The sequence below is a fragment of the Gilliamella sp. wkB171 genome, from assembly GCF_001693755.1.
GTDB classification, from domain to species: domain Bacteria; phylum Pseudomonadota; class Gammaproteobacteria; order Enterobacterales; family Orbaceae; genus Gilliamella; species Gilliamella apicola_F.
In genome coordinates, this window is record NZ_LYST01000032.1 from 1 (window position 1) to 23253 (window position 23253).

Below are 23253 nucleotides of genomic sequence, written 5' to 3' on the forward strand. Positions count from 1 at the left end.
TAAGATATACTGTTAAAAAATGAAGATAAATTTAATAACAATATAACTATAATCGAATAATAATTTGATAATATACTAAATGATATGAATTTTTTTGTAATGTGTTTTTCCGTAAAGTTTTGTAAGGCGTTGATGGTGCTTAAAAGTACACGTTGATAGACGGCAAAATATTTATTTTCCGTTCAACCATTAAGCATTGCTACGCTTTTATTGATTGTAGTTATAGGGATTGCCGCTATAATGTGTACCAAAATTTTAGCTAAAAAGATCATTATGACCGCACAAACATTTTTAGATTTAGGATTAGATGAGATCTTAATCGAAAACCTGCAAGCACAAAATATTCATACACCAACAGCCATTCAGGCACAAACTATCCCTGCTGCACTCGATGGTAAAGATATCTTAGGATCTGCACCCACAGGTACAGGTAAAACATTGGCTTTTTTAATCCCTGCGGTGCAACATCTGCTCGATTTTCCTAGACGCAAACCTGGTCCACCACGTATTTTAATTTTAACACCAACTCGTGAACTTGCCATGCAAATTGCAGAACAATCAAAGCGCCTAACACAATCAACGCATTTGAGCACTGCGACAATAACCGGTGGCGTGGCTTATATGAATCATGCTGAAGTGTTTAGCAAAAATCAAGATATTGTGATAGCGACAACCGGTCGATTATTACAGTATATTAAAGAAGAAAATTTTGATTGCCGCGCTGTTGAAATGTTAATTTTAGATGAAGCTGATCGTATGTTAGATATGGGCTTTTCACAAGATGTTGAAACCATTTCGGCAGAGACACGTTGGCGTAAACAAACACTTTTATTTTCGGCAACGCTTGAAGGTGAAGGATTGCATAACTTTGCCAGCCGTATCTTAAATGATCCAATTGAAATTAATGCCGATCCCTCACGCAAAGAGCGAAAAAAGATCTTACAATTTTATTATCGAGCCGATGATTTAACGCATAAAGTGGCTTTATTAATCCATTTATTAAAACAAGATGAGTTGAAAAAAACCATTATCTTTGTGCGTAAACGTGAACGTGTGCATGAATTGGTGACTTGGTTACATCAAGCTGGCATCAATAGTTGTTACCTAGAAGGTGAAATGGTACAAGCCAAACGCAACGAAGCAATAAAAAGAATGATCAATAATACAGTTAATGTATTAGTGGCGACTGATGTTGCTGCACGCGGTATTGACATTGATGATATCAGCCATGTGATTAATTTTGACGCCCCTAAAACAGCTGATGTTTATTTGCATCGCATTGGTCGTACCGCGCGTGCTGGCAAAAAAGGCACGGCGATAATGCTCATCGAAGCTCATGATAATGAGTTATTACAAAAAATCGAACGTTACATTCAAGAACCGATTAAATTAAGAACTATTGACGAATTGAGACCGAAAACCAAAGCCCCTAAACGCGTAACCAAGAAAAAGCCATCACAAAAAGCAAAATTAAAAAGTGAAACCAAAAAACAAGATGCAAAGAATAAAAAAATCAAATTACGCCATCGTGACACTAAAAATAAAGGGAAACCGAAAAAATCAATAAGTAATTTCGAACAAAAACAACAAAGTTAATAGTTTAAACTTATGAAATCAATTGCTTATAACGAATTGGACAAATAGCGTTAATTGCTATAATAAGCCCCGTAGCTTGATTTATATTTTATTTGTTAAGGAGAAAATTATGACATTAGTCACTCGCAAAGCCCCTGATTTTACTTCAGCAGCTGTTTTAGGTACTGGCGAAATTGTAAACAATTTTAATTTAGCTGATCATATCAAAGGTAAATATGCAGTTGTATTCTTTTGGCCAATGGACTTCACTTTCGTTTGCCCTTCAGAAATTATTGCTTTTGATCACCGTTTAGATGAATTTAAAAAACGCGGAGTTGAAGTAATTGGTGTTTCAATGGACTCTGAGTATGTACACAATGCTTGGCGTAATACTCCACAAGATAAAGGTGGTATTGGTGAAGTGAAATTCCCAATTGTCGCGGACATTAAACATGCAATTATGCAAGCATATGGTGTTGAACATCCTGAAGCTGGTGTTGCTCTACGTGCATCGTTCTTTATCGATAAATCGGGTATTGTTCGTCACGAAACTATCAATGATTTACCAATTGGTCGCAATATCGATGAAATGCTTCGTATTGTTGATGCTTTCCAATTCCACGAAGAACATGGTGAAGTTTGTCCTGCGCAATGGACAAAAGGTAAACAAGGTATGCAAGCTAATCCAAACGGCGTTGCAAGTTACCTAAAACAACACGCTAAAGAAATTTAATCATCAAATTATCACTCTAACGTTTTATTCAAAAGCTTTGCGTTAACCGGAGTTTATCTCCGGTTTTTTTATCTATTATTTTATCGTAGTTTAGAATTATCAAAGCATATTTTATGCTGAACTTTTTAGCAGGTTTTTATATGATGATTAATTAGTTAATTCAACTTATCGCTAAGTAGCGATCGCAACAATAGGTTTTATGTTCTAGTAAAGAAATCAGTAACAATAATTCATTAAAATTGATAATATGTGCATCACATCGTCATATGTAATCCAACCACGCCAATAATAATAATTGCTAAACCAAATAAACGTTGCATGTTTTTAGGTTCATTAAATAAAAATATATTGGTTAATACCGCACCAGATGTTCCAAGCCCTACCCAAACAGGGTAAACAATACTTAACTCAAGATAATGAAGTGAAAAATAAAATAATACAAAAGAGATAAAAAAACCACCCCAATATGCAATTAATCGCAGCACATTTTTTTTCTCTGCATAAAGCTTAAGCCCTACTGCACCTACAACTTCAAAAATCGATGCAGTAAATATTAACAGCCAACCCATGAATACTTATCTCCTACTAATATCCTTATTGTTAACTATCAGTACGTTTAAGTTGAATAACACCAATAATAATTAAAGCCACAAAGAACACATGAAGCAATGTAACATGTTTATCAAATAATAACACATCAAAAATGGTTGCTCCGACCGCACCGACCCCTGAAAAAATTGCATACACAGTACCTGTAGGTATGGTTTTGCAGGCATTCGTTAAAAACGTAAAATCAACAATAAGTAAAGTGATAATGATAAGCCAATGCCATAATTCGGTTGCGACACTGAATCCAAAGATCCAACACAACTCAAAAAAACAGGTAAGCACGACAAACGCCCACTCTTTATTTATATTAGACATAGCTACCTCATTGCTATCATCAACTCTTTTAATCATTATTTAGTTTTGCTTTTTCACCGAATTTGTATCGTAGAAAACAAAAGATGGTTCGCAAACCAAGAAAGTTGCCACCAAAAGAAATTAGTTAATTTGCTAAAAAAGATAAAGCTTGTTTTATACTTAAACGTATATAATTACTTAAACTTTTTTACAAAAACTTTATTATAAATTGCTTATAATGGGATAATTCTACAACGAAGAAATAGAAATTGCAAGGTTAAAATCGTTTATTATTCAATAGTTCAAGCTTTTATGATTAGGTTAGTTTTGCATGAATTATCATAATAACGATATAATGTTATTGCTATAACATCTTGAGATTAGCTATGAAAAATTCCGATAAAATGAAAAATACAGGGCCAAAAGGACTTGAAGCCCACGCAATGGTAGTGGCAGCGATAGATTTTATGGAGGAAGTTGGCAACTCCGCTTTTAGTGTGCGTAAACTTGCCGCCAAAATCGCTTGTGATCCAATGTCACTACAATATCATTTTAAATCAAAAAAAGGGCTGGAACGGGCAATGGCTGAAGAATTAACCCGTAGAATATCAACTATTGATAACAGTATGCCTTGGGATGAACGTCTTCGACATTTAGCTTATCAATATCGGCAAATAGCTCTTGCCTATCCAAATAGTTTCAAATTAATGCAGCAGTTTTGGAGTACTGGACTTGCCGATTATATTCGAGCTGAATATGTTTGTCAGGCGTTAACAGATGCTGGCTTTAATGATAATCAAGTAACTAGTTTTTGTTTGGGTTATTACGCTTGTATTATTGGACTTGCGGCTTCTGAAGCAGGAGGATTACTTCGCCCTGCTGATGATGCGGATCTAAATGACATTGAAAATCTGCCTCAGCAAGGTTTTACATTAACCAAAAAATTAGCTCCTGCATTTCAAGCTGTTGAACCCGGTCAAGTATTTGCTTTTACCGTCGAGCTATTTTTACAAGGCATAAAAAAAGCATTATAAATAAAACTATCGCTGATCAATTGATCATGTACAGCGAATGAAGAAAAAAGCAAACTTACTTAAAATGAAAGATTTGTACCAATAAATAACGTACGACCAGGTTCATTATAAGTTGCTGCACCCGCACCACGAACGGTTATCACGCCATTTTTTGGATTTTTTAGAGATGATGAATTACCCTCTCTAAATAAACGTTTATTAAAGAGATTATCAACACCTGCAGTTAGGGTAAAGTTTTTATTAAATTGATACTGACCACTAAGATTCAAAATTGCATAAGGGCTTAGTTGATGAGTTGAAGTATCGGTTACTTTATCCCCAAGGTAGTCATATTTTTTCGGTTTTTGTTTACCATACCAAGTTAATGCTGTTAAAAATGAGAGTTGTTCAGTCACTTGCCAGTCAATTGCTGAATTGAGAGTATACTTTGGAATGATCGATAAATAATCCCCTGTTTGTTTATTTTTTGACTGTAACATCCATGTAAGATTATTACGCCAATTAATGGTTGATGTAACCGGCACCGTTAAGCTACCCTCTAAACCTTCAACCACGGCTTTAGGTACATTTTGCCATTGAAAAATATTAGAATTTTTGAAGGCGTTTTTTCCACCATCAGCTTGACCAATTGATCTGATACCTGAATCAATTTTATCACGATAATCATTACGGAAATAAGTCATACCAGCAATAAGACCGTCATTATGAAATTCTAAACCTATCTCTTTATTTACACTAGTTTCAGCTTTTAAATTATTATTACCAATTAGATAACAACTACCACCAGCACCATAACACCCTTGTCCTCGACTATAAAGTAGATAGTTAGGATTTGATTGATACAAGTTTGGAGCCTTATAAGCTCGAGCAATACCTAATTTTAAGGTAAAATAGTCACCTAATTCTTGAGCTAAATTCAAACTTGGGCTCCAGTTGCTACCCGAGTCACTTTGATGATTATAGCGTAATGCAGGTGTTAACATTGTTGTTTGGGTTAACTCAATATTGTCTTCGACAAACATTCCCCATAAATTAGCTGAACTTTCCACGCTTCGATTTTTATCTTTAATCCATGGTACACTGCCGCCTTCTTCTGTGGATTGAGTATTTGAAGTAGGATCTTTCATTTTTTGATGATTATATTCAGCTCCAATGGTAATGGTTTGCGGCACAACAATAGTCAACGGTAAATTGGTTTCATTATGTAAGGTAATATTGTCATATTTGATCGTTGAAAAATCGCCATTATCAAATCGACCTTCTGTACCACCAGCCAAACCTTCATTTAAACGACTGTTGCGTGTTTTTTCTACTTGTACATAAGATATGGTATTGACACCATTATCCCAATAGCCTCGATGGGTTAATGCATAATTTTGCCGATACATTCTATTCGTTTCATCATTGTAAAAACGACTAACTAATGGATTTGGGTTATTATTTTGCGTATCACCCGCATAAATATTACCTTGACGACTCACACCAGCTTCAAATTCCAATGATTGCTGTTTGCTAATATCCCAACGTAGTAATCCATTTAGATCTTTATTGCGTACCCCTTCACGCCCTGCACTAGTAGAATTAGGATTAATCTGATGTTTTTGATTGATATCCCAATCATCAGCCTCGGTTTTATTAATATTCCCATATAAACGCATGCTTAAATTATCGGTTAAACCACCAGTTAATACAAAGTCGGTTCGTTTGGTTGCTCCCTCTTCGCTATGAGATGGTAAATTGATATAGCTGTTTAACGCGCCATGCCATTCATTAGTTGGCTGTTTAGTAATAATATTAATCACCCCACCAGCAGCTCCATCACCATAACGTGCAGCAGCTGGTCCACGAATAACATCAATCCGCTGAACAATATCAGCAGGTACCCAGTTAGTATCACCACGTGTATCACGCTCTCCTCGCCATCCATAACGAACTGACATACGACTTTTTACCGGTTTACCATCCACTAAAATAAGGGTGTTTTCTGGTCCCATGCCACGAATATCAATTTGACGATTATTACCACGTTGACCACTGGTTGAGTTACCAGTCAAGTTAACACCAGGCATGGTACGAATAATTTCAGAGAGATCATTTTTGGGAGGCATTTTACTGATATCTTTTTCGGTAATAACCGAAACACCTAGTGCTTGCCTAGTTTGTTCTGCTGCTGTAACAACCATTACATCATCACTATCATTATTTTTGTTGGTTGATGACGGGGTATTGTCTGCGTAGACATTATGACAAACAAAGCTAATTAAAACCGTCAATAGATAAGTCGATTTACGTTTTAAAATCATGTATTTTATTTCCTAAAAAAATGGGAGAGTTAATTAATAATAGTTATCATTATTAATTAACTGTAAATAATGTAAACCGAATTTACACAAAGAAAGTCTATTTGATTGTATTTAAAGCAAAAAAATTTATAAATTAATCGGCGATAATTCAATATTTTTAATTGGCATTAAAATTTACTTGCATCCCCTCTTGCAGTGCAAAAATAGCCACCGTTTTATGAGACTGATTAGGATAAATAGTATAATTCAATTGTAGATTCGTAATATTAGCTTGTTTTAATTTTTCAAATAGTCGCGTTGAAGAATCAACCATTTTTCGATTTTGACGATGCTGTAATAATATTTTTTGTTCCGCTTCAGGTAAACTCAACTCAGCAGCAAGTAATGATTGCTCGGCTCCACCGACAGAAAGCCATAAATTAACTGGTTTACCCAAAGTTGGGCGCTTATCGTTGGCTAGATGTTTAGACAATAAGTCAAACATATATCCACCACTAAACCACATCGATGGGCTAGAAATAATATAAGTATCAAAAGCTATCGGTTTTGCTAAAAAAGCATAAAGATTAAATAATCCCCCATATGAATGACCAAAAATCGCTTGTTTGTTAGGATTAATAGGAAAACGTTTTTCTATTTCAGGTTTAAGCTCTTTTGTTAGAAAATCATAAAAATCATCTGCTCCACCATAACTTACAGGTAAATTGATTTGATGATTAGGCAAAATTTCGGCAACTAGCTTTTCAGGTTTAGGTAAATAATCCAATCCGCGTCGAGATTCACCCGAATAATCAATTGCGACAATCATTCCTTCCTTAATCACACAACGATCGCAAGCTTGATTGGTCATCATATTGTAAGCAGTTAAAAAATAGCTGTCGCCATCAAGTAAGTAAATAACTGGCCAACCATCTTTGGGTGTTGGTTTATTTGGTGTATAGATAGTTATTTTATAATCGCCAATTGATTTGGAATGAACAACTTCGGTTTTAGCATTCGCCACAATAACATTCATTGATTTTTGACGATCTGTTTGACAACCAGTCAACATAAAAATAACCACAAAATAGACCAAAATTAAACGTAACATAGAGTAAGCCAGTTAAAATTGAAATAGTAATAACTTATTTTATTCATCTAATTGATATAACATCAATGATCACATCATATAAAAATAGTGAATATTTTTAATAACATTATCAAATAATTATCTACGCCGACAAAGTCGGCATAATAAAATCTAATTATCTAGCTTTACGATATTCTACAATATCTTCGATAGTAACCACTGGTAAATTATGCTGTTTGGCAAATTCAACTATTTGCGGAGCTCTTGCCATTGAGCCATCATCATTGGTGATTTCACAAATAACCGCAGCGGGTTTGAAACCGGCCAAAGTCACTAAATCAACCGACGCTTCAGTATGGCCACGACGTGTTAAAACCCCACCTTCTTGTGCAACTAATGGAAAAACATGTCCTGGATGATTTAAATCACACGGTTTAGCATGATCAGCAACGGCCGCTTTAATAGTGGTTACGCGATCTGCGGCTGAAACGCCTGTTGTTACGCCTTGAGCTGCTTCAATTGATATCGTAAATGCGGTATGATTTTTGCTAGTATTATTCGCAACCATCATAGGTAATTGTAATTTGTCACAATAAGCTTTTGGCATACATAAACAGACAATGCCACTGCCATGACGAATAGTCAGTGCCATTTGTGGTGTTGTAATTGTTTCGGCTGACCAAACAATATCGCCTTCGTTTTCGCGGTCTTCATCATCTAAAACTAAAACACCTTGACCGGCTTTGATGGAATTAATTGCACGATCTACTCGTTCAACAGATGTTCCAAATTCATTTAAATTAAACTGATTCATGGTAAATACCCATCCTTTTATAAAATAATTATATTTATCCCAAAGCAATACAAAATGAATCTGATATCGATAGATAAAAAAAGAACAACTAAGTAGATATCATTAAGTAAAACTATAAGTATAAATAAATTAAATACCAGAATCAGGGCAAGTGCTTGACCATAATGATTTTGCTAATAGCAAATTAAGAAAAGATAAGCTACTCTCTTTCATCCAGACTATAACTGTCGGCTTTGGAATTACACCAAATCTGCTTGTCCTTAATGTTTATCAATATTAAATATATCAATAGGATAAATATTAAGCGCTCGTGGGCTATACCACCGGTGGGGAATTACGCCCCGCCCTGAGAACTTTGTCACTAAATTGACGGCAAATACTATAATACAAAATAAATAAAAAAACACGAAAATTTATTAAGTTAGCCTCAAGCAATTGTATCGAAAGTACTATATCAATTAAAAAACACGTTTATAGCTAATTGCAATATGCGCTAACCACTGTTATTTAACTTATCGCTCAGAGTCATTTAGGGTAACAATGTTAATAATTGTTAACAAAATTGTTCAGTATCGATATCTATTATTATACATTAATAGCATAGACCTAAGTGCTTAAAGCGAATATAAACCCAATGATAAAGTTAGCTTACCGCCACATAATTCTATGTTATTCATGTTAACAAACTACACAAAGATAGCAAAGGCTAGCACGGTCACGCAGAGTAACATCCTATTACACGTCAAAATCAGCATAATAATTTATGTTGCGCAATGCATTGAACCAATCAGTACTGATACGGCACAATTACAGATTATGATTTGATAATCTGCCCAACAGCAATTCAAGCGCCAAATAGTTTCGGTTAAATCTTTTTAACAATCACTTATGAAGGATGAGAACAAAATCAGCAAATGCGAATGAAGATATTATTTTGAGATTGTGGGAGTTGAAGAACTATCATTATCAAAGATTCATAACATATTTTTATTAACGTGACAAAATCGATACTAAACTTGTAGTATAAGCGCTAAAACAGAATATAACCTGAATTTAGCGCTTGCATCCTAACACTTAAAAATAACATTAGGCAATGCCTAAGATCCGATTAAGCATCAATATTATCTAATATCCGCGCATTTCACGCATTTTGCGTCGTTCAGCTTTACGCATCCATAACCATGAGATAAATCCAATTATTCCTACTATTAATAAGATAATTGTTGCCAATGCGTTGACCTGAGGATCGACACCTAATCTTACTTTCGAAAAGATTAATTTTGGCAATGTCATTGCGCCAGGACCAGTAACAAAGTTAGCAATAACCACATCATCAAGGGATAGCGTAAACGCCAATAACCAGCCTGAAACTAAAGCCGGTGCAATCATTGGTAACGTAATAATGAAAAATACTTTTAAAGGATTGGCACCTAAATCTAACGCTGCCTCTTCAATTGACTTATCAAGCTCGCGTAACCTTGCACTAATAACAACGGTGACATAAGCAGTACAGAAAGTTGCATGTGCCATCCAAATAGTTATTGCCCCTCGATCTTTTGGCCAACCTAATACTTGTCCCATTCCAACAAATAATAGTAATAACGCCAAACCAGTAATAACGTCAGGCATGACTAATGGTGCAGTAGTCATAAATGAAAAAAGATTAGAGCCTTTAAATCGTCTAAAGCGGATAATTGCATACGATGCTAACGTACCAAGAACAATTGCAAGCGTTGCTGCTCCTGCCGCAATAGATAAACTTAATCCCACCGCTTTGAGTAGGGTTTCGTTATGCACTAGTTCAACATACCATTTAGTCGAAAAATCAGCCCAAACGGTCACTAGACGAGAGCTATTAAACGAATAGACAATTAGAATAATCATTGGGATATACAAAAAAGAAAATACCACCAATAAAATCAGCGCTTTTAAACTGCGACATATCAACGCTAAAGTGATAATCAAGGTAACAATCACACTGAAAATCAAACAACCAATATATAGGTGACTATTGCCAATTAATTCTAATCCTGATGACGAGATCAAAACGGTTAACAATAAAGCGCCTAAGAATGAAGCAATAAAAATAATCACAGCTGATCGCATAATAACAGGTAAATTATTCATCTATTTACCTCCCAATTGTCGATTTTGGAATTTATTAAAGTAGTAAATAGGTATAATTAATATCAACAACATTACCGAAGCCACTGCAGATGCTGCCGGCCAGTCATGGTTATTAAAGAATTCAGTCCAAAGTTGTGTACCTATCATAATGCCTTCAGATGGACCTAATAGTTCAGGAATCACATACTCCCCAACAGCCGGAATAAAGACCAACATACCACCAGCAATTACACCATTTTTAGTTAATGGCACAATAATTTTAAAAAAGGTTTTAATTGGTTTACATCCTAAATCTAATGCAGCCTCGATCAAAGTAGAGTCCACTTTACTTAATGAGGTATAAATTGGCAGTACCACAAAAGGTAAATAAGAATAAACAATACCAATATAAACCGCAAAATAGGTCTTCATTATAATAAGTGGTTGGTCAATAACACCTAACCACATTAAGAAATTATTAAGTAGTCCATTAGGATTTAAAATACCTATCCAAGCATATACTCGAATGAGGAACGATGTCCATGATGGTAAGATAATTAATAATAATAAGATATTTCGGGTTGAGGGTTTACATTGTGAAATAGCCCAAGCTAATGGATAGCCAATTAAGATACATAAAATCGTTGAAATAGCCGCTACTTTCAATGATTGCAAATAAGAATCAATGTAAATGGTATCGCTCAGTAAATTTAAGTAATTACCAAAATTTAAAGCAATATTGAGTAAACCATCATCATAACTGAATAAGTCAGTATAAGGTGGCACCGCTGAAGCCATTTCAGAAAAACTAATTCGAAATACAATTAAAAATGGTAATAAAAACAGTAATAACATCCATAAATAAGGGATACTAATCACTGCTAGTCGACCATATAACGTCATTAAATCTGAGTCATTGCGTTGTTGGCGCATCTTTTTATAAGCAAAATAGATTGCGACCAAACCAGCAGGAATAAATAAAATACTGCCGGCAATAATCAAACGATAAGCAAATTTAGATGGCTTATAATAGGCTAAATATAATCCTAAGCATGACAATAAAAAACTGAATGTCATTGCAGTGAAAAGCGCATCTAAAAATAGATTGTCAAATGAATCTGTTGAGACAAAACGCCAATAAACATTGAGTAATACAAATGCATTTAACAATAAACCCAATAAAATGGATCGCATCATGATATCCTCTTTTGTCTATTCGGTAAGCACAACACAACTATCAATATCCCAACTAAGATTGACAATGTCGCCCCATGTTGGCATACCTTTACGATAACGATGTTCGTTTTGTAACTGCGCAATAATAATTTGCCCACTTGGTAATTTGACATGATAAATTGATAAATCACCAAGATAGGCAATTTCAACAACCTCACCACTCGCTACGTTGTAACCTTGTTCTGGAATTTCGTCACATAATTTAATTTTTTCTGGACGTAGTGCAACTTGAATAGGAACACCTTCAACCGCTGGTGAATCATAATCAACTTTTAATGGGTGTTTGATCATTGGGCAGTTAAGAATCAAACCATCTTCTAATGTTTCTTGCAAAATACCATCAAAAATATTGACTGATCCAATAAACTCAGCACTGTAACGGCTGTTTGGATGTTCGTAAATCTCTTCTGGTTCACCGATTTGTACAAATTGACCTTTATTCATAATGGCAATTCGTCCTGCCATCGTCATTGCTTCTTCTTGATCGTGCGTAACCATGACACAAGTTGCACCTACTTGTTCTAAAATGCTAACTACTTCAAGTTGCATACGGTCACGAAGTTGTTTATCCAAGGCACCCATTGGTTCATCAAGTAATAATAATTTTGGTCTTTTCGCTAGACTACGAGCCAAGGCTACACGTTGTCTTTGACCACCTGATAGCTGATGGGGTTTACGTTTACCAAATTGTTCCATATGAACAAGCGCTAACATCTCTTCAACGCGTTGTTTGATTTCGTGCGCATTTAATTTGTCTTGTTTTAAGCCAAAAGCAATATTTTGCTCAACCGTCATGTGAGGAAATAAAGCATACGATTGAAACATCATATTGATCGGGCGATTGTAAGGAGGAACTTGCGATAGATCCTTACCATCTAAAATAATTTGTCCGGAGGTAGGTTGTTCAAAACCAGCAAGCATACGCAATAATGTTGATTTTCCGCTACCCGATGCCCCTAACAAGGCAAATATCTCACCGGTATAAATGGTCAGGTTGACATCATCAACCGCATAATAATCATCATTAAAAACTTTAGTTAAATTTTTGATCTCCAGTAATGGAGTTATCATCTTTTTTTTAGGCTGTACCTGATTTGTTGTTTTATTGTTCACTCTTTTTTCCTCATAACAACAAGCCATAAAAAACGAGACGGAAAGATCAAATTAACCTCTCCGTCTATATCAGACTAGTAAATAGCGTAGTACCAAGAATATCGGTTATTTACCAGTTTTTAGTTTTGTCCACGTGCGGGTAATAACACGTTCAAGTTTAGGTTCTTTTACTTTTAAAGTGAATAATTTTTCCATTACTTCTGGTTTTGGATAAACCGCTGGATCGTTTTTCACTTCTGGTTTGACAAACTCATCATTAGCCGCTTTATTAGCACTTGCAAAATTAACATCGTTGGTTACTTGCGCTGCAATTTCTGGTTTCATGACAAAGTTTAAGAACTCATGTGCTTCTTCTACATTTTCTGAATCTTTTGGAATAGCAAAAGTATCAAAGAAGACTAATGCCCCTTCTTTTGGAATTTGATAACCAATATGTACGCCATTTTTCGCTTCGTTTGCTCTATCTCGGGATTGTAAAATATCGCCTGACCAACCTAAAATAACGCAGATATCGCCGTTAGCAAGATCTGTAATATATTGTGAGGAATGGAAATAACGAATATTTGGTCTCACTTTTTCTAACAACTCGTAAGCAGCGCCAGTGTAATCTTTTGCATCTGTACTATTTGGATCTTTACCTAAATATTGAAGAGCACTAGCAAAGATTTCGGTCGGTGCATCTAAAAATGCCACACCACAATCTTTAAGCTTTTCCATATTTTCTGGTTTAAATACTAAGTCCCAGCTATCTACAGGTGCATTATCGCCTAAACGTTCTTTCACCTTATCGATGTTATAACCAATACCCGTTGTCATCCATACATAAGGAATGGCATAGGTATTATCAGGATCATGGTTAGCCATCAATTTCATTAAATTAGGATCTAGATTTTTCCAATTTGGTAATTTACTTTTATCTAAAGGTAAATAAATTCCAGATTTAATTTGTCTAGCTAAAAAGCTATCAGAAGGCGATACGACATCAAAACCTGAATGCCCAGCCATGAGTTTTCCTTCTAATGCTTCGTTTGAATCATAAACATCATAAACCAGTTTTATACCTGTTGACTTTTCAAAATCACTGATAGTTTGTGAACCGATTTGTCCTGCCCAATTATAAAAATGGACGACTCGATCTTTAGCTATTGCTGATTGAGATAACGCTAGTGAAACACCAGCTACGATTGAAAGAATTGTTTTACGTTGAGTAAACATGCTCACCACTTCTCCTCTAGTTTAGGGATATTACATGTTAGACACAAGCCCATTGGATAAACTCAATGGACCCCCAAATTTTACCAATAACTTCATTAAAAAGTATGGCGAAACCGAGGTAATCAGGCAATCACAAGTCATTAATAAATTTAATGAACGAGTAGAGCTAACCTTGCATTACGAGGGATAAAATACCTTTTTTTTTTGAGATGTCTACTTAAAATATCAAATATCCTAAGTTTCGGGGTTGAGTGACGATATTTTGACCGCTCAACCCACTATTTATAATAAATTGACAATTAATTTAGCTGTTTTATTCGGCAGTCGCTTGCAAAATTTTGGCGTCTGCTTGCCAGACACGATATTTAACGGTTAAATCATTTGGTACATAAAAAACAATTGGTAAGCGACTATTATAATTTACCGTTCCGATATTATTACCGATAGTTACAAATTGATTTTTATTAGTACTTTCTGGGCAAGCCATGAGTGTAGATATGCCATCTTTGGCTTTATCAACAACATAATACGAATATCCCCAACCTTTTAATTCTTGTTGTTTAATAGTCCCGCTAAGGCTATGCGCATTACAATCAACATTCATATCTTTACCAACTAACACTTCGACACGGGCACTATTTTCATCTTTTAATGCAGGAAGATGAATAGCATAGCGAGTATAGCCAGGCATGGCTTCTGGGAAAGGTGCTGTATCATTTGCATTCTGTACAACTTTAGATGATTTTGGTGATGTAGAACATGCAGCTAATGCAACACTCATCATCATTAATAATATTATTTTTTTCATTTTTACACCTCCGAAAAAAGTATAATGGTTAACACACAACATATGCTTTTTGAATCTTATTGCGTATAATAACATTTTCTAGACTAAATAATACGGTACAAAAATGCCAGCTGAAAAAAATACGTACGATTTACTTAAATTGATTTTAAACCTATTAATAATAGGATTACTAATCATTATTACTTATCGTGTTGTTGAACCTTTTTTGTTTGGTTTTTTTTGGGCGGTCATGGTGGTAATTGCCACTTGGCCATTAATGATAAAAATCCAACAAAAACTATTTAATAAACGCTGGTTATCACTGTTAGTCATGGCACTAATTTTGGCTTTCGTTTGTATTATACCATTTATATTAATTATTAGTAGTGTTGCACAAAATGGCCATTATTTAATTGAATGGGCTAGAACACTACCTCATCGTGAATTGCCGACATTAGATTGGTTAAGTAGCCTACCTATGTTTGGAAATGAATTACACCAAAAATGGTTAGAAATCATTCAAACAGATGGATCGGAGCTGATCTCCGATATCCAGCCATATATCGGTATTTTAGTTGGATGGCTTTTAGAACAAGCCACCAATATCAGTATATTTATCTTCCATGCCGGTGTAATGATCATCTTCAGTTTATTATTATTTCTTAAAGGTGAAAGTATTACAAAATACGTCTATGTTTTTGCTAATCGTTTATCAAAACAGTATGGTAAAACAACCGTTACTTTAGCTGGTCAAGCAATAAGAGCTGTGGCTTTAGGTGTTGTAGTCACAGCTATCACATTGGCACTAATTGGTGGCATCAGTTTTGTGCTTACTAACATGCCCTTCCCTGGCATTTTGACGCTCATTTTATTTATCTGCTGTGTGGCGCAAATCGGTCCGGTTATTGTCATGATAGGCTGCATTATCTGGCAATTTTGGGATGGTAATACCATTTCGGCAATTGTGTTAATTTTTGTCGCGATTATTTTAACAACACTTGATAGTGTAATGCGCGCATATTTAATAAAAAAAGGTGCCGATTTACCATTTTTGCTCATATTGTTTGGTGTTATTGGAGGAATACTCGCCTTTGGTATTATGGGATTGTTTATTGGTCCAGTTGTGCTAGCATTGACTTATAAGCTTATTGAATCATGGGTCGATGAACAAGCTTAACAATAAAGTTGATTAGTCATTAATCGAAGCTTGTCACAAACTTGATTTATGCCCTAATGTAAAGTAAAAAGGAGTATTATTTTCTGGTGTATTTTATGCTATGCTACTACATAGTCCAGTTATAATGATATTTAAATAATGAGAATACCTTTTATTAGATATAACCATCAAAAGCATCTTGATGATTTAGCAAAAATTCCTCAAGATGCTAGTCAATACCGCATTTTATTTGATCCAAATGCATATCGAATTGCTTTGCTCGAAAGTATTCACAAAGCACAACACCGAATTTACATAATAGCGTTATATTTAGAGCAGGATGAAGCAGGACAAGAAATTTTAAATGCACTTTATCAAGCAAAAAAACAAAAACCAAATTTAGACATTAAAATTTTTGTCGACTGGCATCGAGCACAACGCGGACGGTTTGGTGAAGACAAAAATCAAACCAATGCGCGTTATTATAATCAGATGAAACAGCAACATCCCGATATTGACATTCCGGTTTATGGTGTGCCAATTAATCGACGAGAAGTGCTTGGTGTGTTGCATCTTAAAGGATTAATTATTGATGATACAGTCATATACAGTGGTGCAAGCATCAATAATGTTTATTTACATAAATTTAATAAATATCGTTATGACAGATATCATCTTATCACCAATAAAACGCTAGCTGATTGCATGATAAAATATGTCAATGATAATTTTTTACCTTTTGATGGATTGCAGCGTTTAGATGGGGAACAACATAAAACCCGTAAACAAATTAAAGTTGAAATAAAAACATTACGCCAACACCTTAGTGAAGCAAATTATCAATATAAGGGCGATGCAAGTAATAATGAATTAACCGTCTCGCCTATTGCAGGACTTGGGCGCAATAATAGTTTAAATAAAATTATTCATCATTTAATTAATACAACACAACATAACGTTATATTTTGTACCCCTTATTTTAATTTACCCAATATTTTGGTTCGCGATATTATTCGATTACTTAGAAAGGGTAGACAAGTCGAAATTATTATTGGCGATAAAGAAGCAAATGATTTCTATATTCCACCAGATAAACCTTTTAATATTTCGGGTGGATTACCTTATTTATATGAAATCAATTTAAGAAACTTTATTGAACGTTTACAACCTTATATTGATAAACAACAATTAATTATTCGTTTGTGGAAAGATGAAGATCAAACTTATCACCTTAAAGGTGTTTGGGTAGACAATCAATGGATGCTTATTACAGGTAATAATCTTAATCCTCGTGCTTGGCGTTTAGATCTGGAAAATGGCATTTTAGTTCATGACCCTAAACAAGAGTTACAAAAACAAATTAAGCAGGAACTCGATACCATTCGTCAAAAAACGACATTGGTTACTCATTTCCAACAAATTCAAGCTAGTCAATTTTATCCAAAACAGGTACATAAATTGATTAAACGCTTAAGTCGCATTCGTGTTGATAGAATTATTAAACGTTTGTTATAACGTGTTAAACTAAATAAATTTAAATTAGTTGGTATTGAGATCAGTCATTACGTTTTTAATGCCCTGTTAGTCATGCAATTTAAATTATTTCATACTCAAATGTCGCGTTTTTTTAATATTTTTTACAACATTTAACTGTGGGAAAATAAAATCGATGACTCACTCTCAAGATGTTTACAACGATTTCAGAAATAAAAAAATTAGTTGGTTGTTTTGGCAGTATGCTTTACCGGCAGTAATTGGTACTATTGTCAATACACTGTATAACATTATTGATGGTATATTTATCGGTCATTGGATTGGTCGTGAGGCACTGAGTGGGGCTGGTATTATTTTACCTGTAATGAACCTGACAGCGGGTATCGGTATGCTTGTAGGTATTGGGTCAGCGAGTCGCATATCAATTTTTTTAGGTCGTGGAGAAACGGATAAAGCCGAAAAAATTGCTGGAACATCGTTTATGTTAACCGCTGTTTTAAGTGGTATAACTTTAGCATCACTACTCTACTTCGTTGATCCCGTTTTACATTTTGTCGGCTCCAGCCCAACCAATCATCAATATGCTAAAGAGTTTTTGCAAGTATATTTGCCCGGCAGCATATTTATTACATTAACATTTAACTATAACAATATGATGCGGGCAAGCGGTTACCCATTTAAAGCAATGGTCACCATGTTTATTAGTGTCATTGCCAACATCATTTTAGCACCTATTTTTATCATTGGCTTTGGTTGGGGGATGCGTGGCGCAGCTTTTGCAACTACTTTATCGATGTTTATTAGCTTTTTATTTGTGATGCAGCACTTTATCAGTAGAAATAGCAATATTAAACTGTATCGCTGTAACTTTAGACTTAATTGGATATATATTAAATCAATTTTATCAATTGGTATGTCACCTTTTGCGATGCAAGTCGCCGCTTCTATTGTGGTTGTGTTTATTAATTGGCAACTTACCCATTATGCTCCTTTGTCAAACGTTTCAAGTGATGATGCGATTGCAGGTTATTCCAATGCTAATCGATTAATTACATTGATTATTATGATTGTTATTGGTATCAATCAAGGAATGCAGCCAATTATTGGCTATAACTATGGTTCAAAAGACTATCTACGAGTTAAAGCCACTTTTTTCTATGGGGTCAAAGTTGCAACAGTCATTACTAGCATTGGCTTTATTTTAGGTTTTTTTGTTCCAGATGTATTAGTGCGTGCATTTAGTTCTGATGAGGATTTAGTGCACATATCGGCGATAGCTTTACGATATACAACATTATCTTTTGCTTTTGTCGGTTTTCAAATGGTTACCACGAGCTTTTTTCAGTGTATTGGTATGGCAAAAATATCCATTTTATTAAGTCTTTCCCGACAAATTTTGATCTTATTACCAACACTATACCTATTACCGTTATGCTTTGGATTAGATGGGGTTTGGGCCTCATCACCAACAGCAGATCTTTTATCAACTGGCGTTGCATTTACGGTACTATTTTGGTATTTCAAATCGATAAAAAGTCGCTGTCACACTAGTTAGTATTAAAAAATAAATTCATTACTTTTTTGATTAATACAAATTATGGTCAGTTTTAAGGTTAGAGATCAAAAACAAATTGGAATATCACCAACATCTGGGTCATCACATGCTTGAATAAAGTATTGCGTTGACTTTACATAGTTTGGTTCAACAAAAACACCTTGAATAAACATTAACCCTAAGTAATATTTTGCATGAACATCACTTTTTGCAGCAACTTCAAATAGTTTTATTGCTTGAACATAATCTGGTTGGGAACCATCATTATTTATATACATAAGAGCAAGGTCATTTTCAATGTTTAATTTGGCACTGTCTATAATCCATGATTTTGCATCATTATAATTTTTCTCAACGCCGTTACCATTTAAATACATCAAACCTAACATTACTTTAGCGCGATTATCGTTTTGTGCCGCTGATTTTTCAAACCAACTTTTTGCTTGCTGATAATCTTTTTCAACACCATACCCATTTGAAAACAATAAACCTAATTGCAATTGTGCACGTACATCACCTTGTAGCGCTGCTTTTTCATACCACATTTTTGCTTTAGCGTAATCTTGTTCACCAGCATACCCATAAAAATAATAACAGCCTAAAGCATATTGAGCATCAGCATTTCCTTGTTGTGCTGATGTTTCATACCATTGCTTAGCTAAGTGACTATTGTGATCAATACCAATACTATTTTGGTACAATGTGGCTAAATCAAATTCTGCACTAGCATCACCTTGTAAAGCAGCAGCGTCAAGCCATTGTTTTAATTTAATACGATCTTGTATCTCATTACCATCAACGTATTGATATTGAATACCAAAATCATATTGCGGCTTTTCTGGTAAACTTTCAGCTGTCATTTGCAAAAGTTCATCATTACTTAATTTTTTTAATTCATTAGCGTTGACTGTACTCACTGATAATAAAAGTAAAAGTAAAGCGTTTACATTTTTATTCATCTTTTAGTTCTAAACTCCATTACTTGAAATCCCAGTTGTTAGCTCATAACAATAGTGGCTTCAACTATCTTTAATTAAACACTTATTTAGATAAATGCGCTAACAGGTTGTTTTATTCAAATACTATTTTTCATTGAATATACACATCTTCTATTTGATTATTGGCAAATTTGATGTTGAAAACCATTTTCACAAGCGTTTTGCAACCATTGCTTAGCTAATTTAGGATCTTTTTTGACACCTAAGCCATGTAAATACATTATCCCTAAATAATACTGGGAATGCGCAAAACCTTGTGCTGCACTCTGTTCAAAAAATTGTTTTGCTTTAGTAAAATCTGGCTTGATAACATAATTATTATAGCCACTCTTATCATCAACGCCATAATAGTAAATTTGCCCCAAGGCGCTGTTCGCGCGGGGTTGATTTTGATAAGCCGCATTTAGAAAATAATCTAATGAATATCCATTAAACTCGGTACTATCTAGACCATAAAAATCGAAATAAGCCACCATATATGATGCTTTAACATTACCTTGGTCAGCGGATTTCCAGTACCAATAATTGGCTTCAGTATAGTTTTTTAAAGGGACGCCATGCCCCATTCGATACATTTCACCTAGATAAAATTGTGCTTCATCACTCCCCATCAATGCAGAATTTTGGTACCACTGTTTGGCTTTAGTATAATCTTGTTCAACACCATAGCCTTTGTCATATAATAAGCCTAAGTTAAATGCTGCGTTCGCATCATTTTGTGCTGCTGCCTTTTCAAACCATTGTTTTGCTGCGGTGTAATCTTGTTCGATCCCCTTACCTTTGGCATAAATCAGTCCTAACGCCAGTTGAGCACGGCTATTATCTTGTAACGCAGCTTTTTCAAACCACGCTTTAGCAACGGTCGAATTTTGCTCAACACCAATACCTTCAAGATAAAATTTTCCAATATTATATTGAGCATCAGCATTACCTTGAAGCGCCGCCTTTTCAAACCATTCTTTAGCTTTCTTATTATTCTGTTGTATTCCATTATTATTCTTTGAATATAATAATGCTAACTGTAACTGAGCGGTTACATCACCTTGTAACGCTAACTGTTCATTCAAGGCTAACATTTTAGCTTCATGAGATAATAGCGTTGTTTCTTTTGTTACATCATCTACACTTTCAGATTTATTTGTTGCTTTTTTTCGCCACTCTTTGGCTTTAGCTGGATTGGGGGCAACGCCTTGCCCTGTTTCATACAAATTAGCCAATGCTAGTTGTGCATCCATGTTATTTTTTAAGGCAGCTCTTTCAAACCACTGTCTAGCTTTTACATAATCTTGATCGTCATCATTCGCTGTTAAGTACAAACTTGCTAATTGCACCTGCGCATCATCATGCCCTTGCTGAGCCGCTTGTTCATACCACTGCTTAGCTTTAATAATATCTTGCGTAACACCATAACCATATTGATAAAATTTGCCCAAAGCATATTGTGCATTCACATTACCTTGTAAAGCGGCTTTTTCATACCATTGTTGAGCTTTAGTGAAATTAATCTCAGTACCTTGTCCCTTTTTATATATTTCACCTAGATAAAACTGATAATTAGAGTTGCCTCGTGAAGCTGCTTTTTCGAACCATTCATTAGCTTTAACGTAGTCTTGTCTAACACCTTTACCATTTTGATACATTAGACCTAAATTAAATTCAGCAAGATCACTAACTTTTGTTGCCGCTTTTTCAAAATACTCTTTGGCTTTCACATAATCTTGTTTTACCCCATCGCCATTTAAATAAAGTAATCCTAATTGCTCTTGCGGTCTTGAGTCAGGAAGTGCTGCACTTTTCTCAAACAACTCTTTAGCTTTGACAAAATCTTGTTTTACACCATTGCCATTTTTATACAGCATAGCTAAAAAGTATTGCGACAATTTATCATTTCGTTTAGCTGATTTTTCCAACCATTGCTTAGCTTGTACATAATCTTGTTCAGAACCAATACCAAAGTAATAGTAGATACCTGTTTCGTATTCACCATCGAGATCGCCCTGTTCTGCGGCTTTTTCGAACCATTGTTTAGCTTTAGAAAAATTGACATCAATACCGTATGGCTCTTGATTGGTATAACTAAAAGCTAAAGATACCATTGCATTGATATCGCCTTGCAATGATCTTTTTTCATACCACTGTTGAACTTTAATATAATCCTGACTAAGATCATCAACATCTTCATTGTTATCTATTTTGTTAAAATCTGTCTGAGATAATCCTTGTTGACGTGCAGCCTCAAACCACTGATTAGCCAAATCTTCGTCTTGCTTTACCCCTTCACCACGTAAATACAGTTGCCCTAATTTATATTGAGCATAAGCATAGCCTTGCTTAGCAGATTTTTCGAACCAATTTTTAGCGTCAAGATAATATTGTGCATCTTCTTGTGCTTTTGCATAATTTATTATGCCTAAGTAGTATTGGGCTTTGGGATGATTTTGCTGAGCGGCAATATTAAGCCAATATTTGGCACCATCAATATATTGCATCTGCCCTATACCATAAAGTGCAAACTGACCTAAATTAGCTTGAGCATCACTGTGACCTTTATTAGCAGCACTGGCAAACCACTTTCTCGCTAATCTATAATCTTTTATTACACCATATCCATTTTGATATAAAATACCCAAATAAAATTGCGCACTACTATCACCTTCAGCGGCTGCTTTTTCAAACCATTCTTTAGCTTTGGCGTAATTTTTTTCTAATCCTTCATCACCGATAAAATACAAAATTCCAACTCTAAATTTAGCATCATTGTCAGTTTGCGAAGTTAGCTTTTCAAATAATTCTTTCGCTTTTAGATAATTTTTTTCAACACCATTGCCTTCCTGATATCGAACCGCTAATTCATATTGTGCACTTGGAACTTGTTGTTCATAAGCTAATTGTAACAACTCATCTAATTTTAAATTTTCTTGATCATTGGCATGAACCAAATTTATTGACATGAGTAATAATATTAGTAGATATTTCTTCATTTCTTAATTTGTTCCTTGATTATTATTACCTCAGAAAACAATTTTATACCGGACAGCTTAAATTGTTTTATTATGATAAGCATAAACGATATAGAGAAAATTAGAAATCTAAAGATGTATTTATACATCAGGAAAGATTTTATTAAACATGGATTTGATGACAAAACCGTGTAATTGATTT

Annotated in this window: 17 protein-coding genes, 1 pseudogene and 1 riboswitch; of the genes and pseudogenes, 6 read left to right on the forward strand and 12 right to left on the reverse strand. The window is 34.6% G+C overall.

Annotated features, from left to right (window positions below):
- The first annotated feature begins 273 nt into the window (after positions 1 to 273).
- A complete protein-coding gene (srmB, locus tag A9G03_RS03775; RefSeq protein WP_065798458.1) occupies positions 274 to 1596 on the forward strand; it encodes an ATP-dependent RNA helicase SrmB in 1323 nt (440 codons plus the stop codon).
- A 109-nt stretch (positions 1597 to 1705) separates the two neighbouring features.
- Positions 1706 to 2308 carry a peroxiredoxin C gene (locus A9G03_RS03780; protein ID WP_065635105.1) on the forward strand — a complete coding sequence of 201 codons (603 nt, stop codon included), beginning with the start codon at positions 1706 to 1708 and terminating at the stop codon, positions 2306 to 2308.
- 254 nt (positions 2309 to 2562) lie between these two features.
- Here the strand turns inward: A9G03_RS03780 and A9G03_RS03785 are convergent, their stop codons facing one another.
- Both A9G03_RS03785 and A9G03_RS03790 read right to left on the reverse strand, forming a co-directional pair.
- On the reverse strand, positions 2563 to 2877 hold the full coding sequence (locus A9G03_RS03785; RefSeq protein WP_065798447.1) for a DMT family transporter: 315 nt from the start codon (positions 2875 to 2877) through the stop codon (positions 2563 to 2565).
- A gap of 31 nt (positions 2878 to 2908) precedes the next feature.
- Positions 2909 to 3232, reverse strand: a complete 324-nt coding sequence (locus A9G03_RS03790; protein WP_218056920.1) for a DMT family transporter — start codon at positions 3230 to 3232, stop codon at positions 2909 to 2911.
- 365 nt (positions 3233 to 3597) lie between these two features.
- Between A9G03_RS03790 and A9G03_RS03795 the strand changes: the two genes are divergently transcribed.
- The gene (locus A9G03_RS03795) at positions 3598 to 4245 is read left to right on the forward strand and encodes a TetR/AcrR family transcriptional regulator (RefSeq protein ID WP_143425816.1); all 648 of its coding nucleotides are present in this window, start codon (positions 3598 to 3600) and stop codon (positions 4243 to 4245) included.
- 59 nt (positions 4246 to 4304) lie between these two features.
- Here A9G03_RS03795 and A9G03_RS03800 read toward each other — a convergent pair whose 3' ends face one another.
- The 8 genes and pseudogenes from A9G03_RS03800 to eco form a co-directional block, all read right to left on the reverse strand.
- Positions 4305 to 6548 carry a TonB-dependent siderophore receptor gene (locus A9G03_RS03800; RefSeq protein WP_081297573.1) on the reverse strand — a complete coding sequence of 748 codons (2244 nt, stop codon included), beginning with the start codon at positions 6546 to 6548 and terminating at the stop codon, positions 4305 to 4307.
- Positions 6549 to 6705: 157 nt separating this feature from the next.
- Positions 6706 to 7638, reverse strand: coding sequence for an alpha/beta hydrolase (locus A9G03_RS03805; protein WP_082209396.1), 933 nt, complete (start codon positions 7636 to 7638; stop codon positions 6706 to 6708).
- A 154-nt stretch (positions 7639 to 7792) separates the two neighbouring features.
- Positions 7793 to 8431, reverse strand: coding sequence for a 3,4-dihydroxy-2-butanone-4-phosphate synthase (ribB, locus tag A9G03_RS03810; protein ID WP_065798448.1), 639 nt, complete (start codon positions 8429 to 8431; stop codon positions 7793 to 7795).
- A gap of 197 nt (positions 8432 to 8628) precedes the next feature.
- Positions 8629 to 8789: riboswitch (FMN riboswitch) on the reverse strand.
- Between the two features lie 767 nt (positions 8790 to 9556).
- Positions 9557 to 10393 carry an ABC transporter permease subunit gene (locus A9G03_RS03815; protein ID WP_065798460.1) on the reverse strand — a complete coding sequence of 279 codons (837 nt, stop codon included), beginning with the start codon at positions 10391 to 10393 and terminating at the stop codon, positions 9557 to 9559.
- Positions 10394 to 10558: 165 nt separating this feature from the next.
- Positions 10559 to 11431: pseudogene (potH, locus tag A9G03_RS03820) on the reverse strand (putrescine ABC transporter permease PotH); the annotation flags it as partial.
- A gap of 318 nt (positions 11432 to 11749) precedes the next feature.
- Positions 11750 to 12886 carry a putrescine ABC transporter ATP-binding subunit PotG gene (gene potG, locus A9G03_RS03825; protein ID WP_218056922.1) on the reverse strand — a complete coding sequence of 379 codons (1137 nt, stop codon included), beginning with the start codon at positions 12884 to 12886 and terminating at the stop codon, positions 11750 to 11752.
- A 105-nt stretch (positions 12887 to 12991) separates the two neighbouring features.
- Positions 12992 to 14101, reverse strand: coding sequence for an extracellular solute-binding protein (locus tag A9G03_RS03830; protein ID WP_065635108.1), 1110 nt, complete (start codon positions 14099 to 14101; stop codon positions 12992 to 12994).
- A 313-nt stretch (positions 14102 to 14414) separates the two neighbouring features.
- Positions 14415 to 14909, reverse strand: coding sequence for a serine protease inhibitor ecotin (gene eco, locus A9G03_RS03835; protein WP_065798449.1), 495 nt, complete (start codon positions 14907 to 14909; stop codon positions 14415 to 14417).
- 103 nt (positions 14910 to 15012) lie between these two features.
- Here eco and ydiK point away from each other — a divergent pair, with 103 nt between their 5' ends.
- From ydiK to A9G03_RS03850, 3 genes are all read left to right on the forward strand, one after another.
- Positions 15013 to 16065 carry an AI-2E family transporter YdiK gene (gene ydiK, locus A9G03_RS03840; RefSeq protein ID WP_065635110.1) on the forward strand — a complete coding sequence of 351 codons (1053 nt, stop codon included), beginning with the start codon at positions 15013 to 15015 and terminating at the stop codon, positions 16063 to 16065.
- Positions 16066 to 16203: 138 nt separating this feature from the next.
- Positions 16204 to 17559 (forward strand): CDP-diacylglycerol--serine O-phosphatidyltransferase, encoded by a 1356-nt coding sequence (gene pssA, locus A9G03_RS03845; protein WP_065798450.1) that lies wholly within the window; start codon positions 16204 to 16206, stop codon positions 17557 to 17559.
- A 154-nt stretch (positions 17560 to 17713) separates the two neighbouring features.
- Positions 17714 to 19093, forward strand: coding sequence for an MATE family efflux transporter (locus A9G03_RS03850; RefSeq protein WP_065798451.1), 1380 nt, complete (start codon positions 17714 to 17716; stop codon positions 19091 to 19093).
- A 65-nt stretch (positions 19094 to 19158) separates the two neighbouring features.
- Here the strand turns inward: A9G03_RS03850 and A9G03_RS03855 are convergent, their stop codons facing one another.
- Together A9G03_RS03855 and A9G03_RS03860 are read right to left on the reverse strand one after the other, a co-directional pair.
- Positions 19159 to 20052, reverse strand: coding sequence for a tetratricopeptide repeat protein (locus A9G03_RS03855; protein WP_065798452.1), 894 nt, complete (start codon positions 20050 to 20052; stop codon positions 19159 to 19161).
- Between the two features lie 158 nt (positions 20053 to 20210).
- A complete protein-coding gene (locus tag A9G03_RS03860) occupies positions 20211 to 23072 on the reverse strand; it encodes an SEL1-like repeat protein (RefSeq protein WP_065798453.1) in 2862 nt (953 codons plus the stop codon).
- Between the last annotated feature and the right edge of the window lie 181 nt (positions 23073 to 23253).

Excerpts from the sequence above, each read along its gene's own strand:
- srmB (WP_065798458.1), top strand. The coding sequence starts at position 274 with ATGACCGCACAAACATTTTTAGATTTAGGATTAGATGAGATCTTAATC.
- A9G03_RS03780 (WP_065635105.1), top strand. The coding sequence starts at position 1,706 with ATGACATTAGTCACTCGCAAAGCCCCTGATTTTACTTCAGCAGCTGTT.
- A9G03_RS03785 (WP_065798447.1), bottom strand. The coding sequence starts at position 2,877 with ATGGGTTGGCTGTTAATATTTACTGCATCGATTTTTGAAGTTGTAGGT.
- A9G03_RS03790 (WP_218056920.1), bottom strand. The coding sequence starts at position 3,232 with ATGTCTAATATAAATAAAGAGTGGGCGTTTGTCGTGCTTACCTGTTTT.
- A9G03_RS03795 (WP_143425816.1), top strand. The coding sequence starts at position 3,598 with ATGAAAAATTCCGATAAAATGAAAAATACAGGGCCAAAAGGACTTGAA.
- A9G03_RS03800 (WP_081297573.1), bottom strand. The coding sequence starts at position 6,548 with ATGATTTTAAAACGTAAATCGACTTATCTATTGACGGTTTTAATTAGC.
- A9G03_RS03805 (WP_082209396.1), bottom strand. The coding sequence starts at position 7,638 with ATGTTACGTTTAATTTTGGTCTATTTTGTGGTTATTTTTATGTTGACT.
- ribB (WP_065798448.1), bottom strand. The coding sequence starts at position 8,431 with ATGAATCAGTTTAATTTAAATGAATTTGGAACATCTGTTGAACGAGTA.
- A9G03_RS03830 (WP_065635108.1), bottom strand. The coding sequence starts at position 14,101 with ATGTTTACTCAACGTAAAACAATTCTTTCAATCGTAGCTGGTGTTTCA.
- eco (WP_065798449.1), bottom strand. The coding sequence starts at position 14,909 with ATGAAAAAAATAATATTATTAATGATGATGAGTGTTGCATTAGCTGCA.
- ydiK (WP_065635110.1), top strand. The coding sequence starts at position 15,013 with ATGCCAGCTGAAAAAAATACGTACGATTTACTTAAATTGATTTTAAAC.
- pssA (WP_065798450.1), top strand. The coding sequence starts at position 16,204 with ATGAGAATACCTTTTATTAGATATAACCATCAAAAGCATCTTGATGAT.
- A9G03_RS03850 (WP_065798451.1), top strand. The coding sequence starts at position 17,714 with ATGACTCACTCTCAAGATGTTTACAACGATTTCAGAAATAAAAAAATT.
- A9G03_RS03855 (WP_065798452.1), bottom strand. The coding sequence starts at position 20,052 with ATGAATAAAAATGTAAACGCTTTACTTTTACTTTTATTATCAGTGAGT.
- A9G03_RS03860 (WP_065798453.1), bottom strand. The coding sequence starts at position 23,072 with ATGAAGAAATATCTACTAATATTATTACTCATGTCAATAAATTTGGTT.